This window comes from Streptomyces sp. NPDC001204 (assembly GCF_053598035.1).
On the sequence record NZ_JBSFJL010000015.1, the window covers coordinates 50151 to 67791 of the forward strand.

At 70.4% G+C, this 17641-nt stretch carries 11 protein-coding genes; 7 read left to right on the forward strand and 4 right to left on the reverse strand.

Translation table 11 applies throughout. The features are described 5' to 3' along the window. Positions 1–155 precede the first annotated feature (155 nt). The gene (locus tag ACWC91_RS21375; protein ID WP_450639889.1) at positions 156–1037 is read left to right on the forward strand and encodes a hypothetical protein; all 882 of its coding nucleotides are present in this window, start codon (positions 156–158) and stop codon (positions 1035–1037) included. Positions 1038–1218: 181 nt separating this feature from the next. Here ACWC91_RS21375 and ACWC91_RS21380 read toward each other — a convergent pair whose 3' ends face one another. Next, positions 1219–2451, reverse strand: coding sequence for a helix-turn-helix domain-containing protein (locus tag ACWC91_RS21380; protein WP_450639891.1), 1233 nt, complete (start codon positions 2449–2451; stop codon positions 1219–1221). Further along, entirely contained in the window at positions 2444–2662 is a 219-nt protein-coding gene (locus ACWC91_RS21385; protein WP_450639892.1) for a hypothetical protein, read from the reverse strand. The genes ACWC91_RS21380 and ACWC91_RS21385 overlap by 8 nt, the downstream gene beginning before the upstream one ends. Before the next feature lie 389 nt (positions 2663–3051). On the opposite strand from ACWC91_RS21385, the gene ACWC91_RS21390 reads away from it, so the two are divergent. Next, on the forward strand, positions 3052–3528 hold the full coding sequence (locus tag ACWC91_RS21390; protein ID WP_450639893.1) for an ATP-binding protein: 477 nt from the start codon (positions 3052–3054) through the stop codon (positions 3526–3528). 174 nt (positions 3529–3702) lie between these two features. Here the strand turns inward: ACWC91_RS21390 and ACWC91_RS21395 are convergent, their stop codons facing one another. Then, positions 3703–4197, reverse strand: a complete 495-nt coding sequence (locus ACWC91_RS21395) for a hypothetical protein (RefSeq protein ID WP_450639894.1) — start codon at positions 4195–4197, stop codon at positions 3703–3705. Positions 4198–4683: 486 nt separating this feature from the next. On the opposite strand from ACWC91_RS21395, the gene ACWC91_RS21400 reads away from it, so the two are divergent. Beyond that, positions 4684–5454: a hypothetical protein gene (locus tag ACWC91_RS21400; protein WP_450639895.1), complete on the forward strand. Its 771-nt coding sequence runs from the start codon at positions 4684–4686 to the stop codon at positions 5452–5454. A gap of 209 nt (positions 5455–5663) precedes the next feature. On the opposite strand, the gene ACWC91_RS21405 is transcribed toward ACWC91_RS21400, so the two are convergent. Next, complete coding sequence (locus tag ACWC91_RS21405; RefSeq protein ID WP_450639896.1) at positions 5664–5954, reverse strand: hypothetical protein; 291 nt, start codon at positions 5952–5954, stop codon at positions 5664–5666. A 428-nt stretch (positions 5955–6382) separates the two neighbouring features. Between ACWC91_RS21405 and ACWC91_RS21410 the strand changes: the two genes are divergently transcribed. The 4 genes from ACWC91_RS21410 (at position 6383) to ACWC91_RS21425 (ending at position 17637) form a co-directional block, all read left to right on the forward strand. Continuing rightward, the gene (locus ACWC91_RS21410) at positions 6383–7618 is read left to right on the forward strand and encodes an AAA family ATPase (RefSeq protein ID WP_450639898.1); all 1236 of its coding nucleotides are present in this window, start codon (positions 6383–6385) and stop codon (positions 7616–7618) included. After that, positions 7615–8286, forward strand: a complete 672-nt coding sequence (locus ACWC91_RS21415; protein WP_450639900.1) for a hypothetical protein — start codon at positions 7615–7617, stop codon at positions 8284–8286. Before ACWC91_RS21410 ends, ACWC91_RS21415 begins: the two co-directional genes overlap by 4 nt. Positions 8287–8467: 181 nt before the next feature. After that, positions 8468–15382 (forward strand): DEAD/DEAH box helicase, encoded by a 6915-nt coding sequence (locus tag ACWC91_RS21420; RefSeq protein ID WP_450639902.1) that lies wholly within the window; start codon positions 8468–8470, stop codon positions 15380–15382. Beyond that, positions 15379–17637: a UvrD-helicase domain-containing protein gene (locus tag ACWC91_RS21425; protein WP_450639903.1), complete on the forward strand. Its 2259-nt coding sequence runs from the start codon at positions 15379–15381 to the stop codon at positions 17635–17637. The genes ACWC91_RS21420 and ACWC91_RS21425 overlap by 4 nt, the downstream gene beginning before the upstream one ends. Positions 17638–17641: the final 4 nt, after the last annotated feature.

The window sequence follows — 17641 nt, forward strand, 5'->3', positions numbered from 1 at the left end:
CGTAATGGGTTCCAGGCCGACAGGGGCGCGGAGCAGCACCACTCCACTCATGATCTACATTTGGGTCACTTCAGGCATGTGTGGGTCATCGAGGGGGAGGCATGCACACAGTTCGTCACAGATGCCCATTTTGCGGACACGGCATAGGCCGACTGATGCGCGTCAAGAACGAAGGCGTCTCGAACTGCGCGAATTGCCACAAGAGCGACTGGAGTCGCAGGTTCCCGTTCCCCGGGGTGGATCCTGGCCCGGGGCGGCGGGAGGCTCTGGCGGCCCAGGAGGCTCAGGCACACCGTGCGCAGCTGGACGCGGCCCTCGCCATGCTGTTGTCGCGCAAGAGGGAGTCCACCCGCGCCGCATCCCCCGAACTCAACGCCGCAACCGCTGCGCAGCCCCTTCCCTCGGAAGGGAAGGAACGCGTTCGTACTGTCCATGAGAAGAAGTCCAACGAGCCCCAGAGAGCTTTCCTCACGTCCTCTCGTACTCGACTGCCCATCGCTTCTCACGCTCCCCTCCGCGCCCGGCATCTGATCCCTGTGGTTGCCGTGGTCGCAGGAAGTGCTCTGGCCATTGCTCTTGCTCTTGCTCCGGGCGGAAGCGCACCCCAGACCACTGCCGAGACCGCGGCCCGTCCGGCTCCGACGACCACAGTCACGGTGACTGCTACGGCAACGGCAACGGCAACCGAGACCGTCACCGCATCACCTTCTGAGCAGGCGGAGACGCAACCCGCCGAGCCGGTGGTCGAGCCGGAGCCGACGAAGCGGGTGCCTTCGGTCCGCACGAAGCCCACTCCTCAGAGCACGCATTCCGACTCGCCGGGCCGACATGACGGGAGCAACTACGACAACCTCTCGCCGGAGGGGCAAGAGGCGCACGACACGCTGAACTGCGCCGACGTACCAGGCCACAAGAAGGGCAGCTGCAACGAACCCAACCGGAAGTGCAACCTGGACGGTGCTCAGGTGACCTCGTCCGGTGGGATCCGACTGACGTGTCAGATGGCCGGCGACGGACGGTTGCGCTGGCTCGCCTGACACCGCCCGGATTCACGGCTCACGAGGCCGGCGCGCCTTCGACGTGACTTCACCTCCCCCACCCGCACTGTGGTGCGCGCCGCCTCCCCTGTACAGCCCCCGCCTGTACACCCACCCGCACCCGCGCGTTTCATCGCCGCTCCAGGGACCCCATGCCGTTGGTCAGTAGCGGATTCGGGGGTCAGACGATCGACTTGACCGTCATGTCCGCGTACCGCAGCGTCTCGTCGATGGCCCTGCCCATGTCTCGCAGCGCCTCGGGCTCTGCCGTGAGGAGAGCCGGGACGTTGATGATGTCCACGGCGAGGAAGCACCCGGCCACGGTGAGGAACTCCTGATACCGCTGCCGGCTCTCGTGACCGAGGGTTGCCCAGTCCCGGGGCTCCGGGGGCAGGCTTGCCCTCCACTTCTCCAGGGCGTGGGTGCCGTGGACTTCGATGTACTCCATCGTGGCCGTGGAGCGCTCCAGCACGTCGACCATGGTGTCGAAGCCCTGCTGTGACTGATTCAGAGCCGCCTCCGCGGCCTGGACCTCGGTTCGCAGACGTTCCTCCTCCTTTTTGGTCCGGCGCTGCTTCACGACGTAGAAGCCGGCGGCCCCCAGCGCTGCGGCCGGGGCGGCAACCATGCCTGTGAGGAGGAGAACTCCTCCCGCCATGCCTGCACCTCCCGCAGCCAGCGTGCCTCCTCCCAGGAGGGCCAGCGTCGCGTTGGTCGCGGCGGCCCCGGACAACGCGGAGATCGCCGTTCCGGTGGACGCGGTGCCGAACAACGCGGCGGCGGTGAAGGCACCATAGGCCGCGGCGCCACCTGCTGCCGCCCCCACCACACTTCCAGCGGCGCCACCGGCGGTGCCGTGGATCGCGTTGGCGATCCCGGCGGACATGGCCTCGACACGGATCGCCGTAGGGATGTCGCCCGTGCCCTCGATCTCCTCCTCACTGGGTTGTTCCGGCCCGGGAGCCCCGCTGATACTCTCGGCCAGTTCCACGAACCTCAGGAAGAACTTGTCGCGCACGGCGTCGTGCACACGGTTGAAGGATTCCCCGTGTTCCTGGGCGATCTTCGACCGCTGGGCCACCTTCTCGGTGAGCTCGGCGTGACGTCTCTTCGTCTCCGCGACCTGGTCACGGAACTTCACCGGCCGCCGGTCCCGCTGACGAGCGAGCACCCTGGTCCGGTCCTCCGCCTCGTCCTTGAGTTGCTCGGGTGTCAGTCGGAGCGCGAGCGCGATGGCGGCCAGACGGTGCTCCCCCGGGCTGACAAGTCCACGCTCGATCCGGGAGATCGAGACCGCGCCGCCCTTCCCGTACTCGGCCCGCTCGGCCAACTCCTCCTGGGTCATCGGGGGGTTCTGGGCCTGGCGATGGTCACGGACCACGAGACCCATCGCCTCGGCGCTGAAGTCACTCACCGGTTCCGGACTCCTTGACCGACGGGCTGTGGCGACGCCAGGAGGCTCTGGCCTCACTGACCAGCACACCACCGGAGCGCAATGCCTGGGCGCCGTCCTGCGCGAACTGCTTGGCCGCCTTGACGACGGCCGGGTCACGACGGACCGCGTCGGCCGTGACGATGTTCTGGGATGCGGCGAGGGCCAAATGGGCAAGGTCGATTCGAGCCATGGCAGTAGACCTTTCGTCGTCGCTGATGTCTACGCATGGGCAACTTAGCGTCACATAGTGCGCGGTGTGCACACTATGAGGAAATCAGGACGTCCCATCAGCTCCGATCAAGGCCGGGGCGCTCCCGTCGGGTAGGGCAGGACACCAAGAAGTGGGCCCGCACCGTACGGTCGGCGGACCGGTGGCCGACGGTGACGCCGTCGTGCGTCACCCCGCACCACCGATCCGCCGGCTGCCCCCGGCGTGCGTCACACCCGCAGCGCGTGAACGAATCGAGACCACACGACACCAACCCGCACGGGGCCCGGCCCGCGCCTCACCCGTACAGCGTCGTCCCGTACAGGCGTCGCTGCTGGTGACACGCCTGTCGTAACCACCACGCTGAGGTCATGCACAGTTCCTCTCCGCGGCGGCACCGGCTGCTCTCTCCCGCTCCCCCGCCGCCCATCGAGTTCGCCATGGCCTTCACGTCGACCCCGCGCGGCGCCCGTCTCGCCCGGCACTTCATCTCGCACTGCCTGGACACCTGGGGCCACCCCTACGACAGCGAGGTCAACGAGACGCTGACCCTGATCACCGCCGAGCTGTGCGCCAACGCCGTACGCCACGGCCGCGTCCCCGGCCGGGACTTCCACGTCCGCCTGACCTCCGAGGCGGACGGCGGGCGGCTGCGCCTGGAGGTGTCCGACACCCGCACGGAACGCCGGCCCGTCGTCGCCCCACCCGCACAGCCCGACGCCGAGTCCGGCCGCGGCCTCCTCCTCGTCGCCGCCCTGGCCCACGACTGGGGCGTCACCGACCGCCACTGCGGCCCCGGCAAGACCGTGTGGGCGTCACTGAGCGCGTCCCGGCCCTCGGCGGAATGACCGCACCGAGTGCGCGGGCTATATCAGCCGTCCCGGATACGCCGAGCCACGATGTTTCACGTGTGGCAGACGATCGACCACGCATGAACGTCAGACATGACGGAGGCCGATGCCGACCCGGATGGAGGTCCAGGGGTTCAAGAGCCTGCTGGACCTGTCCATCAGCTTCGCCCCCTACGGGTCCTGTGCACAGCGGTAGTTGTAGTAGTCCTTGCCGGCCACCAGGACCGAGGTGATGTATTTCGGCAGGCCGTCGGCGTCACGCTCGACCTCCTGCGAGGTCCGCCGCGTGAAGCCCAGTGAGACCCCGGGGATGACCGGGTACTCGGGCTGCGACGTATCGACCCTCCAGCCCCGCTCGGCAGCGCTCCGGAAGAGAGCACCGGCGGGCATGGTGAACACCTCGTCCCCCTCCAGCAGGACGCGAGTGCTGGACGTGCGGCCCTCACCGGGCCACCACAGCTCGATCGCGGTGACGCGGGTCCCGCCCTCGACCAAAGCCTGTACGCCGACATGGTCGAGGGTCCAAGACGCCTTCGCCGAGCTCCGGCTCGGGCGCCGCAGTACCCGAGGCTCGCCCCAGTCGGGCACGGCGGCGAGCGCCTCGTCGAACGTCATGCCCATCAGGATCGGCGCGACTCCGCGCGGCGGGTCCAGTACCAGATCCATCGCCAACCCCTCACTCCCGCACGGCGTCCGCCATTTCGCGGTAGTCGTCCTCATCCACGTTCGGCCATTTGCCGATGAAGTCGAGGACCTCGTCCAGCCGGATCACCAACTTAATCATCAGGCGTGATACGCACTCGGATCACCATGATCCCTATGAGTGCGACGCAGGGCCCACTCCGGGCACCCTGAGGCGGACCTGGCGCCACAACAGACATGCCATGAACCTGACCGATGGACTATCCGACACGCAGGGTGCTTGTGTGAAAGCGATCGCTCCGGTCTTGTCGCGGGGGTTCGTTGATGTTCCGTCACGATCGTGCCGGAATCCGGTATGGCGGACGGGGAGACAGGCGTGGCTCAATGCCACGGGCGCAACGCCGTCGGCACGACGACCGGCGGGAAGGGCGGAGGGCGACGTGGTGAGCGAGTACCGGCCGGTGAAGTGGACCGAGGCGGCCGGGTCGGCCGTACGGCGGTGGAGCTGACATGCCGTACGGAGAAACCAGCCGAAGCGACAGTCAACCGGCGCTGCGACTGCGCACTCTCTGGTACCGCTGCTGCGGTGCGGGCGCCGTTCTGCTCGGCATCGTCCTGCTCGTCGCCGCCGGCGGCGTTCTGGCCATGGTGCCCGACACCATGGCCGAGGAGCGCGCCTACCAGGCTGCCCGCCCTTGCGGGAGCGCAGTCACCGAGGACTGCCTGCGCTCCGTCCAGGCCACCGTACGCGACACCGTGATCAAGAGAGGGTCCAAGGAGTACTCGCGATACGCACTCGAGCTCGACGGGCCCGACCCCGGGCCCTGGGTAGTGGACTTGAAAGGAGCCGAGCCGCTGCTCAGGCACCTGCGTGCCGGAGACGTGGTCACCGTCACCATGTGGCGGGACTACGAGATCGCTGTCGGCAAGGACGGTGTGACGCAGCCCGCCAAGGACACCCCGGAAGGACGGCCCGGGTTCACCACGGCCGCCGCCCTGGGCACGATCACCTTCGGTTGGTTCGTCGTCCGTGTCGGCGGGCAGGTGGTCGCGCGCGCACCCGGCTACGCCACGACGGGGATGCGCGCAGTCCTCGCGCGGCAAGGAAAACGTGCAGTCGTTGTCGTTGCCTGTGCCCTTCCGGCGGGACTGTTCGGCAAGTGGACCGGGCCTGTCGGGGTGATCGTCCTGTGGGCGGTCCTGGTGGGACTGGTGTTGGCGGTGTTCCGCCTGCTCGACACTCGGCGCCAGGGCCGGCACGTGGTCCCGTACCCGGGGTGACGCCCGGTGAGTCGCACGCTCCCATGGGGCATCCGTGACGCTTCCGCCGATGTCCGGGGACCGCAGGTGTGCGACGCCCGGACGAGCACCGGAACACCGTCCGGCGACTCGCGCCACTTCTCGCAGACGAAGTGGTACTCGAAACGTTCGGTCTCGGAGGACACCAGGCGGCCGCCGGAGAGTGACACCTTCTACGCATCGATTCCGGTTCACGGGGACTGGGGCGCCGCGCGGTGGCGACGAGCGCCGAGCGGGCTGAGTTCGAAAGCCAAGCGCCCCAGCGCTATAAGGGCGCCCTGCCCGAAGACGAGAATCAGCCACCACCCGACGTCCCAGTACCAATTCTCGGTCCAGGGCTGCGTGATCGCCACAGTCCCGATGAGCTGCGAGACAGCGATGACGATGCCCGTCCGCCGCTGCCGGGGGCAAAGGAACGGCAACATCGCCCAGAGTGCGGAGACCAACACCAGACAGGGGGCGAAGAACGGCAGACCGGACATGATGGGCCTCGATATCCGTAGAGAGCGCAGTCCGGCTACCGTCGCACCGGCGGGCCCCCGGTACCAGCTCGGCCGGATATCGCCCGGATCACGGTGGGACCCTGGCAGCCTGCCGGGTGGGTCTGTCACATGCGCGGACACACCCGCGCAGCTGCTCGGAAGAGTGTCCTTACCCCTGCACCAGGTCCGACTTCAGCCATCCACTCCACGCAGGCAAGGACACCCCGATCCGGTGAACCGGCGCCCGGGGACGCAATGTCAGTGGCCAGGCCTAGCCTGCTTCGTATGTCGGCTCGCCCTCGCACCGGAACGTGCCCTCGCCCGCCGTCCCGGGCCGCGTTCGAACGGGACGGAGAACACGGCGGCACGGGTGGCGCGTCCGGTCCACTCCCCCGCGCCCCTGTCACCGACCCGATAGGTTTCGTCCCATGCCTGGCCGTCTGCTCGAACTACACGTCGAGAACTTCCGCAGTCTGCGTGACGTGACCGTACCGCTCGGTCCGCTCACCGTGTTGGTGGGCCCGAACGGAGCGGGCAAGTCCAACGTGCTGGAGGTGTTCGACTTCCTCGCCGACATCATTCGCACCGACCTCCAGCCGGCACTGGACTCGCGCGGCGGGTTCGACGAAGTGGCCTTCTGGGGCGGGAGCAAACCGCCGACGTCCATGCGCATCCAGCTCAAGGCGACCTGGACCAGCAACTCCACCCTCAACGCGCCCGACGAGTACAACCTCACGATCCGGCGTCGCTCGCTGCCGTCGAACCGGGACGTCAAGAGGGTGACCTACACCCTCTCCCGTGAGGAGAGCTTCGCGTTCAAACGCAAGCAGGGGCGTGGTCGGCGCATCACCATTTCCGGTGAGGAAGCGCGCGTGGTCGACGAGCGCGCCGGGCAGACCAAGGACAGCGGCAGCTTCGGCATCAGGAGGCTGAGCAGCGGCCTGTCCACACTTCCCCGGCTCGGTCCTGCCGACGGCGGCGACGAGGTGACGCGGGTCGCCGACCGGCTGTCGTCGTTCCGGGTGTTCGACGTCGACGTGGCGGCGGCCCGGCAGCCGACCCACCTGCGCGGTGCGGACTTCGCCACCCTCTCGCCCCACGCCGAGAACCTGGCCGGGTTCCTGATCCACCTCAGCGGCCGCGAGGAGATCTGGGGCGATCTGGTCGCCGACGCCCGTACGGTCCTGCCACAGTTGGAGAACATCGAGTTCGAGGAGGTCGGCGGGGCGACCGACCAGCTGACCGTCGTGCTGCGCGAGCGCGGTCTGCGCCGCCTGACCCCTCTCGCCGATGCCTCTTACGGGACGGTCCGGCTGCTCGGACTGCTGGCGCTGCTGTACGACCCCAACCCTCCGGCGTTCACGTGCATCGAGGAGATCGACCACGGCCTGCATCCGCAGGCACTGGAACTCGTCGTGCAGCGGCTGCGCGAAGCCGCCGAGCAGACGCAGTTCATCGTCGCCACCCACTCTCCCGCGCTTGTCGACCGGCTGTATCCGGAGGAGTTCGTAGTGTGCGACCGCGACGAGAACGGCGCCTCGATCATCCCGGCTCTGACCGTCGACGAAGTGAAGGACGTCGTCGAAGCGTCGGGGGAACAGCCGCTCGGGGAGCTGTGGTTCTCCGGGGCGCTGAGGGGCGACCTTACCGGAGGTGAGCTGTGAGCCCGAAGGGGCGGCACGGCGGCGGCCGGGCCTCCCGGGCGCCGGAACGGGGTGTCATCGTGCTCGCCGGTGAGGACCGGAACGACTGCGAGGTCCTGGCCGCGCTCATACGTGCTCACCGGCCCGACCTGGACACAACGGCCAAGCTGGTCCGCATCAACGACCCGGTGCGGCTGCGCCGGAAGTCCGGCCCGAAGCTCGCCGCTGCCGTGGAGGCACTGGCCGGCAAGGCGCAGGCCAAAGCCCGCCTGGAGCGGGCCGAGTTGCTCGGGTTCGTCGTCCACGAGGACCTGGACGGCTACACGGACGCCCAGTACGACCGGATCCGCAAGACGCTGGCCGACGAGTTCACACGCCAGTGCCAGGAGTTCCGGACCGCAATCGCGCTCGCTGCCTGGGAGACCGAGGGCTGGCTGCTGCTCTTCCCGGAAGCGTTCCCGCACGTTCGTCCGCGCTGGAAGGTCCCCGCCCATCTGCTCGACAGGGACACAGGCCGCGTCAAGCATGCCAAGGAGGAACTCAAGCGGGGGCTCGGCCAGCCGGTCTTCCGGGAGAGCGACGGGCCCGCGGTCGCCCGCGAGGCGCTGAAGCACCGGCTGATTCCCTCTCCACGCGGCAGCAACCGCTCGTACGACGACTTCGTGGGCGACCTCACAGGCTGGACCTGACTGACATTTCGGTCGCACCGGGCATGCGCGCAGCGCACGACCGGGACCGGAATATGCCGGGGCGGCTCCCGTTGTCGGAGGTGAGCGGTATTTTTGATGCTGATCGTCACGCCGCTCTCGCCGACTGTCACGGCGGTGCGCGCCCGGCGATCCCGGAAGCCGCCCTGCCCGAAAGGTCCTCGTGAAGCCCACCCTGGCCGCCGCGCAGCTCCGCGGCAGTCTGACGCAGTACCTCACGACGACGTACGCGCTGGCCGACGAGGACACGCGCCTCGCGCTGGAGCGGTTCCTCGGGGATCCGGAGACGGGGATCTTCCGGGGGCCGTACCTGCGGATCAGGACGCCGTTCCATCCCGCCGACGACGGGTGGCGGTCGGCGCTGGAGTGGCAGCCGGCGTTCACGCCGTGGCGGCACCAGGCGAAGGCGTGGGAGCGGCTGAGCACGTACAAGGGGGCTGCCGAGCCGACGCTCGTGACGACCGGCACCGGCTCCGGCAAGACCGAGTCGTTCCTGATTCCCGTGCTCGACCACTGCCGACGGCAGAGGGCGCTGGGCAGGCGCGGGGTGAAGGCCGTGTTGCTGTACCCGATGAACGCGCTCGCCACCGACCAGGCCGGCCGTATCGGCGAGTACCTGGCGCAGCCCGAACTGGCGCAGGTGACGGCCGGTCTATACATCGGCGATAAACCGGACACGGACTTCCGGCGGGTGATGACACGGCGCGAGGAGATGCGCCAGTCGCCACCGGACGTGCTGATCACCAACTACAAGATGCTGGACCTGCTGCTGCAGCGGGCCGAGGACCGTCCGCTGTGGGAGGGTGCCGAACCGGCCTACGTGGTGCTGGACGAGTTCCACACCTACGACGGCGCGCAGGGCACGGACGTGGCGATGCTGCTGCGGCGGCTGGCGGCGGTCGTGGGCGCCTCGAAGCCGGAGCGGCCGCTCGGTTCGATCTGCCCGGTGGCGACCTCGGCGACCCTCGGTGAGGGCGGGGGCGACACCGGCGGCATCCTCACGGTCGCCGAGCAGGTGTTCGGGGTGCCGTTCGGTCCGGACGCGGTGATCGGTGAGGAGCGGCTGAGCGCGGACGACTTCGTCGGCGACATCGACTACGAGTTGCCCGAGCCTCCCGGCCCCAAGGAGGTCATCGAGGTCTCGGGCGGGCCGGGCGTGGAGTCCGACCCGGACCGGCTCGACCTGGACGGGCTCGCCGAGCGGCTGCTGGGACGGCGCGGCCTGGACGCCTTCCAGATCGGGCGGCTGCTGAAGAAGCACGACTTCACTCACGGTGTGCTCGCGCTGCTGAACGGCGAGCCGCTCGACGAGTGGGGGCTGCGGGACCGTATGGCCCGCTTCGGGTACGCGTGGGCGCGCACCGCGCGGGAGAACCCGCGGCTCGCGCTGGAGGCGCTGTCGCGGTTCGTGGCACTGCTGTCGTCCGCGCGGGACCCGGAGTCCGACGAGCGCCGGCCGCGTCCGCTGCTGCACATCGAGGCGCACCTGTGGGTGCGGCCGGTGGGGCGGGTGCTGAGCGGGGTGAGCGGCCGGCCGGAGTTCCGCTGGTACGAGGACGAGCGGGCCGTCGCGCGACGCTCCGCACTCACCGCGGCGTCCGCCTCCGAGGATCAGTCGGACAGCGACGAATGGCCGACGACGGACTCGCGGCGGCCCCAGGCGCTGCCCGGTTCGGACACCGTGCAGCGCCCGGCCCAGGCCCATTTGCCCGCGATCTACTGCCGCGTGTGCGGCCGTTCGGGCTGGGCGGCCCTGTCCCCGGAGGCCGATCCGCAGAAGCTGGAGACCAGCCCGCTGCGGATCTGGCAGGCCGCCGTCGGACGCGACAAGCGGCGGCTGCGGTACTTCATCTCGGCGACGCCGGCCGAAGCGCGAGACGCCCTGGCGGCGCTCACCGGCAGCGCGCCGAAGCAGGCCGGTGGCGTCGATCCGCAGTCCGTCGTGGTGCTGGACGGGGCGCAGAGCACCTACCGCCTGCCCGTCGCCGAGGACGGGGAGGGGCTGCAGGACGCCTGGTTCGCGCGGGCCATTCTCGACAAGAAGACCGCGGACCAGGCTGCCAAGGACGACACCTGCCCGGCGTGCAACACCGACAACGGCATCAGGTTCCTCGGCACCGCGCTCGCCGCGCTGGCCTCCGCCACGGTCACCCAACTGTTCACCGGCGGCCAGGAGATCGCGCTGGCGCCGGAGGAGCGCAAGACACTGCTGTTCAACGACTCCACGCAGGACGCGGCGCACCGCGCCGGGTACGTCGCCAACGCCTCGTACAAGTTCTCACTGCGCTCGCTGCTGGCACACCAGTTGGACGACGCCGGTGCGCCGGTTCCGCTCAACGACCTCATCGGCGAGGTCCTGGACTCCGTGGACGACCCGCAGACGCTGGCCGCGGTCGTCCCGCCGGACCTGCACGACGAACCGGGCGTGGACCGGCTGCTGTCGGGGCGCGGCACCGGGGACGCGCGGACCTGGAAGCTCATCGGTGAACGGCTCGCCTTCGCGACCGTGATGGAGTTCGGGCTGCGGTCGCGGCTCGGGCGCACCCTGGAGCTGACCCGGACCACGGCCGCGGAGGTCGTGGTCGCCGAACCGGACCGGATCGTCGCGCTCGCCCGCGACCTGCACCTCACACTGCCGGGACAGCTGGGTCTGGAAGGCGGACTGCCCACGCCCGAGCGGTACATGGCGTACGTGCGGGGACTGCTGGAGCGGCTGCGGCTGCGCGGCGGCGTGCGGCACCGGTGGCTGGACACCTGGATCAAGGAAGCGGGCGTCAACCAGTACCTCATCTCCGGGCAGCGGCCGGAGGGCATGCCGGCCTTCCCCGAGGGATACGTGGCACCGCCGAGGTTCCTGCTCGACGGCCCCAAGGAGAAGACGAAGTTCGACACGATCACCGGTCGTGGCAACTGGTACCAGGACTGGACACGGCGCTGCCTCGGCCTGGACGCGGCGCAAGCGGCCGAGTACCTGCGCAGGCTGCTGCCCGTCCTCGCGGACGAGGGCGTGCTGTCGGTGCGCACCGCCAAGGACCGCACGACCCGCGTCTACGGGTTGCAGCCGGGCCACGTCCACGTGCGGCTCCTGCCGGACGACCTGGTCAACAAGGCGTTCGTGTCCTGCGAGGAGTGCGGCTGGCAGCAGGTGGTGCCGCCCGAGCGCCGCACGCGCTGGTACGGGCACCCCTGCCCGCGCTTCCGCTGCACCGGCACCCTCACCCCGCCCCAGTACGGCATGTCGTCGACCGGGGCGGGCAGCGGCGGCTTCGGCGGGAAACTGGAGCGTGACTACCGGGCCGACTACTACCGCCGCCTGTATCTGACCGGCGGCACCTACCGGGTCGTCACGGCGGAGCACACCGGCATGCTGACGCGGCCCGAACGGGAGCGGGTGGAGCGGACGTTCCGGCAGGGCATCCACTACACCGACCCCAACGTGCTCTCCTGCACGCCCACCCTGGAGCTGGGCATCGACATCGGCGACCTGTCGGCCGTGCTGCTCGGTTCGCTTCCGGGCGGCCCGGCGAACTACGTGCAGCGTGCCGGGCGTGCCGGACGCAGGACCGGAAACGCGCTGGTGGTCGCCTTCGGCGGGCGCCGGGCCCGCGACCGGTACTACCTGGACGACCCGACCGAGATGATCGCCGGTGACATCGTGCCGCCGGGCTGCTATCTGTCGGCCGTCGAGATCCTGCGCCGCCAGTACACGGCGCACCTGCTGGACCGGGCGGCGCGCGGCGAACTAACCACGGCGGACGGCGAGCCGCTCATGCCGGTGCCGCGCCTGTCGTCGGCGCTGTTCGGCACGACCGGCTGGTGCCAGGATCTGTCGGACGCGGCGCTCACCCACGGGGCGCGGCTGGTGGAGGAGTTCCTGGCGCTGTTCCCGCAGGCGCCCGGCGGCCCGGACGACGACCGGGGGGTGTCCCCGCACGCCGCGGACGAGCTGCGCGCGTACGCCACCGGCGGCATCGCGCGAACCCTGCAGGAGGCCGAGGAGGAATGGACGGCGCGCCGCGAGGAGCTGCGCCGCCGTATCGCCGCCATCGACACCGCGGTGGACGGGCTGCTCGCCGAGGACCGTGAGCAGGGTGCGGAGCGGCGCGAGCTGCTCGCGGAACGGCGCGCCACGGGCGAGCTGCTGCGCGAGCTGAGCCAGGCCAGTGCGCACGGCGCCCTCGTGGAGCTGGGTCTGCTGCCCAACTACAGCCTCACCGACACGACGACGTCGCTGGAGGCCACGCTCTACTGGAAGGAGGCTTCCGGGGACGACGAGGGCACGGAGGCCCCGGAGGGCGACGACGAGCGCCGGAAGCAGGTGTACCGCAGCGAGGTGCGCGACTACGAGCGCTCCCGCAAACTGGCCCTGACCGAACTCGCGCCCGGCAACAGCTTCTACGTCAACGGCTACCGGCACGTCGTGCGCGCCCTCGACATCGGCAGCCCCGAGCGGCGCGCCTGGGCGGTGTGGCGCCTGTGCCCGGCCTGCGGCTACGCGCGCACGCACGGCGATCCGAAGAACGACACTTCGCCGTGCCCACGGTGCGGTTCCCGGGAGATAGCGGACGCGGGCTGCGTGCACCACGTGCTGGAGCCCCGGCGCGCGTTGTCGCGGGACAAGCGGGACGACGCCCGGGTACGGGACGACCGTGACGAGCGGGACCGGAGGCGGTATGCGGTCCTCACCACCGTCGACATCGACCCGGCGCACCTGGCGGCCGGATCGTGGCGGCACGACACCGCGGTCTTCGGCGCGGACTTCACCCGCAAGGCCGTCGTCCGCACCCTGAACCTCGGGGTCGACCGGCAGGACGGCAGCAGCACGGTGCCGCTGGCCGGGGACGACGTACGCCTGAACCCGTTCTACGTGTGCACGAGTTGCGGTGGGGCGACGGCCGACGGGCGGCCGGTCGTCGACCAGTCGCAGCACGCGCTCACCGCGTCCCTCGCCCGCTCCACCCGCGCGAGCGCCCACCACCAGCTGTGGTGCCCGCGCCGGCGGCTGCGCGGCAGCGGGGAGGAGCAGGGCGCCGGTCTTGACGTGCCACTGCTGCTGGCGCACGAGCTGACGACGGAGGCCGTCCGCATCCTGCTGCCGGCGTCCGTGGCGCGGGCCAAGGAACGGCTCGCCTCGTTCACCGCCGCGCTGTTCGCGGGCATAGCCGCCCGCTACGGCGGCGACCCCGACCACATCGACATCACCGCCGCGTCCATGCCGGACGGCGAGGACCGCGACTGGCCGCGCCGGTTCCTCGTTGTGTACGACCGGCTGCCCGGCGGCACCGGTTACCTGCACCGCCTGGCGACCTCCGACGGCTTCCGCGAGGTCCTGCTGAAGGCCCGTGAGGTGATCGAGAACTGCGGCTGCCGGGAGAAGGGCCTGGACGGCTGTCACCGCTGCCTGCTGCGCCGCGTGCCGCCGGCCGACTACGACAAGGTCAGCCGCAATGAGGTCCGGCAGATGCTGGACGAGCTGCTCGGCGCGGACGGCGAGCGCTGGCGCACCTCGCCCGTCGCCACCACCCAGCACATCCCGATGCACCGGCAGGCCGAGAGCGATCTCGAGGTCCTGTTCATCGACACGCTGCGGGAGTGGGCCAAGCTGCCCGAGAGCCGGGCCAGCGGCGACGCCTACATCACACCGGCCGGCACCCACGCGCTGGACCTGCGGCTGACCGCGGCCGACGGCACCACGCTGAGCTGGCGGGTGTCGCAGCAGCGCGTCCTCGACGGCACCCGCCCCGACGTCCTCTTCGAACGACTCGACGCGCCCGGCCCGCGCGTGGCGCTCTACCTGGACGGCTACGAGTTCCACGCCGGCCGGGAGCACAACCGCGTCGGCGACGACGCCGTCAAGCGCACGCGGCTGCGCGCTGAAGGACTCAGGGTCTTCCAGCTCACCTACGGTGACGTGAAGGAGTGGCAGCGCCGCGTCCGGGACACCGGCTACGCGGGTGCGGGACCGGCCGACCCGGTGTGGGAGCCGTACAGTGACCAGGCCCGCGGCAAGGCCCGCGACTTCTACGCCAAGGTGTGGGGCGGGCTGCCCGGTGAGCTCGCGGAGACGGTGTGGGTCAATCCGGCCGTGCAACTCGTGGAATATCTGCGCCGGCCGGACGCGAAGCGCTGGCAGGGGCGGGCCGAGGCCGCCCTGGCGGGCTTCATGGGCACCGGGGCCCGCCCCGTCCCGTTGCTGCCGGACGCGCTCGGCGAGCAGATCACGGCGGCGCTGCACGGCGGAACGCCCACGGGACCGCGCGGCCCGGTACAGCTGTTCACGGTCACCGACGGCTGGGGGCTGCCGCTGGTCTTCGCCGCGGACGGCCGTGCGAAGCCCCCAGCGTGGACCGGCATCGCCCTCCTCGACGACGCGCCCGGCGTCCATGCCCAGGAGGAGGCGCACAAGCGCCGCTGGCGGGCCTGGCTGTACTGGTCGAACGTGCTCCAGTTCCTGGACACCGGCGGCGGTGACGCCGTCCAGCTCACGACCAGCCGTCTCGACGGGCTCCCCGTCGAGACCCTGGCGGTCACGGGTGGCAGCGGCGTCCTGGAGAGTCTCCGCGCCACTCTCGCCACCACCGCGACCGCCGACGGCACGCCCGCACCGGCCGAGACCGCCGCCCCTACGCCGCCCGCCCCGGCTGCCGCGAAGGTGTCCGCGGCAGGCGTCGCCCCGCCCGTCCGGGACGCGGCGTGGGACCAAGTCGTCGAATACCTCGACCCGGACGAGCCTGGCCTGCTCACACTCGCCGAGGCCCTCGCCGCGCGCGGTGTCCCGGTCCCCGAGGACGGCTACGAGCTCGACGAGGACGGATGGATGGCCGAGTTGGCCTGGCCCGGCGCACGCGTCGGTGTCGTCCTCGCCCCGCGCCCGCCGGAGGGCGAGGACGAGGACCCGGAGGCCGTCGACCGCGACCGTGCGTTCACCGCGGCCGGCTGGGAAGTGCGGCCCGCTGCCGACTGGCCCGCCGACGACCTCGCGGACCGTCTTGGGGGCGCACCACCATCCGGTGACCGGAAGCGTCTTGACCAGCCTGACGACACCACCACGGAGAACGGGGAGAACGAACAGCCGTGACCGGCAAGAACGTGACGCTGCGCCTGCTCGACAAGGCGGACCGGGAGATCCTCAAGCTCCCCCGCCCGGTCAAGGGCGCGATCTACGACTTCCAGCACAAGTTCAAGACGAACCCCGAGTCCGCGGGACTGCGTCTCAAGCAGTTGCAGGGCCACGACAAGCTGCACTCGGCACGCGTCAACGACGAGTACCGAGCGCTTCTGCTGCGCCTGGCCGACGACGACTGGCTGATCGTCTCGGTCAAGCACCGCAAGGACGTGTACGCGCATCTGGACCGGCTCACGTACTCGGTCAACCGCGTCACCGGTGGCATCGAGTACGTGGACCTGCAGGTCGTGCGGGAGGAAGTGCTCAGTCCCGCGCCGCCGCGGGGCACCGCTCCGGCCGAGCCGGCCCGTCCCGCCGAGCCGGCTGGTCCCGAGCCGCTGTTCGGGAACTGGTCGGAGCAGCAGCTCACCGACCTGGGTGTGGCGCCGTCTCTGATCCCGGTCGTCGCCGCGCTGACCACCGAGGACCAGCTCCTCGGACTCGTCGAGTACGCGCCGCAGCTCTCCGGGGAGGTGCTGCTCGCGCTGTACGACGGCAAGGAGTACGACGACGTCCTGGAGCAGGTCACCGCCCCCGTGGCGGCGCCCGAACCCGTGGATCCCGAGGACTTCCGGGCTGCCGTCGAACGTCCCGCCACCATCGTCACCACGACCGACGACGCGCTGCGCGAGGCGCTGGAGGGCGAGGACTTCGGGCGCTGGAAGGTGTTCCTGCATCCCACCCAGGCCAAGTTGGTCACGCGGGACTACAGCGGCCCGGCACGTGTGGGAGGCGGGCCGGGCACCGGCAAGACGATCGTGGCGCTGCACCGGGTCAAGCACCTGGTCGAGCAGCTTCCGGCCGGCCGGAACAAGCCGATCCTGCTGACCACGTACAACAAGAACCTCGCGGCGGACCTGCGGTCCCGGCTGCTGGCGCTCGGCGGTGAGGCACTGCTGTCCCGCGTCGAGATCAGCCACGTCGACCAGCTCGCGCTGCGTACCGTTCGGGAGGCGGAACCGGGCAACCGCAAGCGGATCGTCGACGAAGCGCAGTCGGTCCGCGAATGGCGCTCGCTCCTCGACGAACTTAGCGAGGACGGCTGGGACGCGGAGTTCCTGCACGACGAGTGGACGCAGGTGATCCTCGGCCAGGCCGTGACCTCCCGCACGGACTACTTCCGTGCCCGCCGGGCCGGACGCGGACGCACGGTCAGCCGTGCCGAACGCGCCGAGATCTGGCAGCTCGCCGAGCGGTTCACCCAGCGCCTCGACCGGCTCGGCATCCAGACATGGGACCAGGTCGCGGAGCGGGCAGCCCAGCTGGAGGCAGAACGCGCCCGGCGCATCCAGGCCATCGACCGCCAGCGGGAGGAAGCGGGCGGCCTCGACAACGTCCACGTGGCCGACGGTTCGGGAGGCTGGCTGCGCTACCGGTACCGGCACATCGTGGTCGACGAGGCTCAGGACCTGCGGCCCGCGCACTGGAAGATGCTGCGTGCGATGACCGCTCCGGACCGCAACGACCTCTTCCTGGTCGGTGACACCCACCAGCGGATCTACAAGAACCAGGTGACTCTCGGCAGTCTCGGCATCAACATCCGCGGCCGGTCGTCGAAGCTGTCACTGAGCTACCGCACCACCCGGCAGATCCTGCGCTCCGCGCTGAACGTGCTCGGCGACGAGACGTACGACGACCTCGACGGCAGCACCGAGACGTTGGCCGGGTACCGGTCCGTGCTCAGCGGCACCGTTCCGGATCTGCACCGGCTGAGCGACTGGCAGGACGAGCGTGAGGCGATCGCTGCGCTGATCGAGTCCTGGGGTCAATTGCCGCACGAGCAGATCGCGATCGCCGTGCCGACCAACCAGATGGCGAGCGAGGTCGCGTACGCGCTGGCCCAGCACGGCATCCGGGCGCTGGAGATCGGCCCGGACGGACCCCGCGGCGACAGCGGCGTCCACATCGGCACGATGTTCCGCTTCAAGGGGCTCGAGTACCAGCGCATGATCATCGCCGGCGTGACCGATGGACTGGTGCCGCGTGCGAGCGTCCAGCAGCGGCGGACCACGGACCCGGCGCGCTACCGGCTGGAGATGCAGCGCGCCCGGTCCCTGCTCTTCGTGGCGGCCACGCGCGCCCGGGACAGCCTGGACGTCTTCTGGCACGGAGAACCGAGCCCGTTCCTCAAGGAACTGATCAAGGTTCGGCCGCCTGTCGCGGCATGACCGA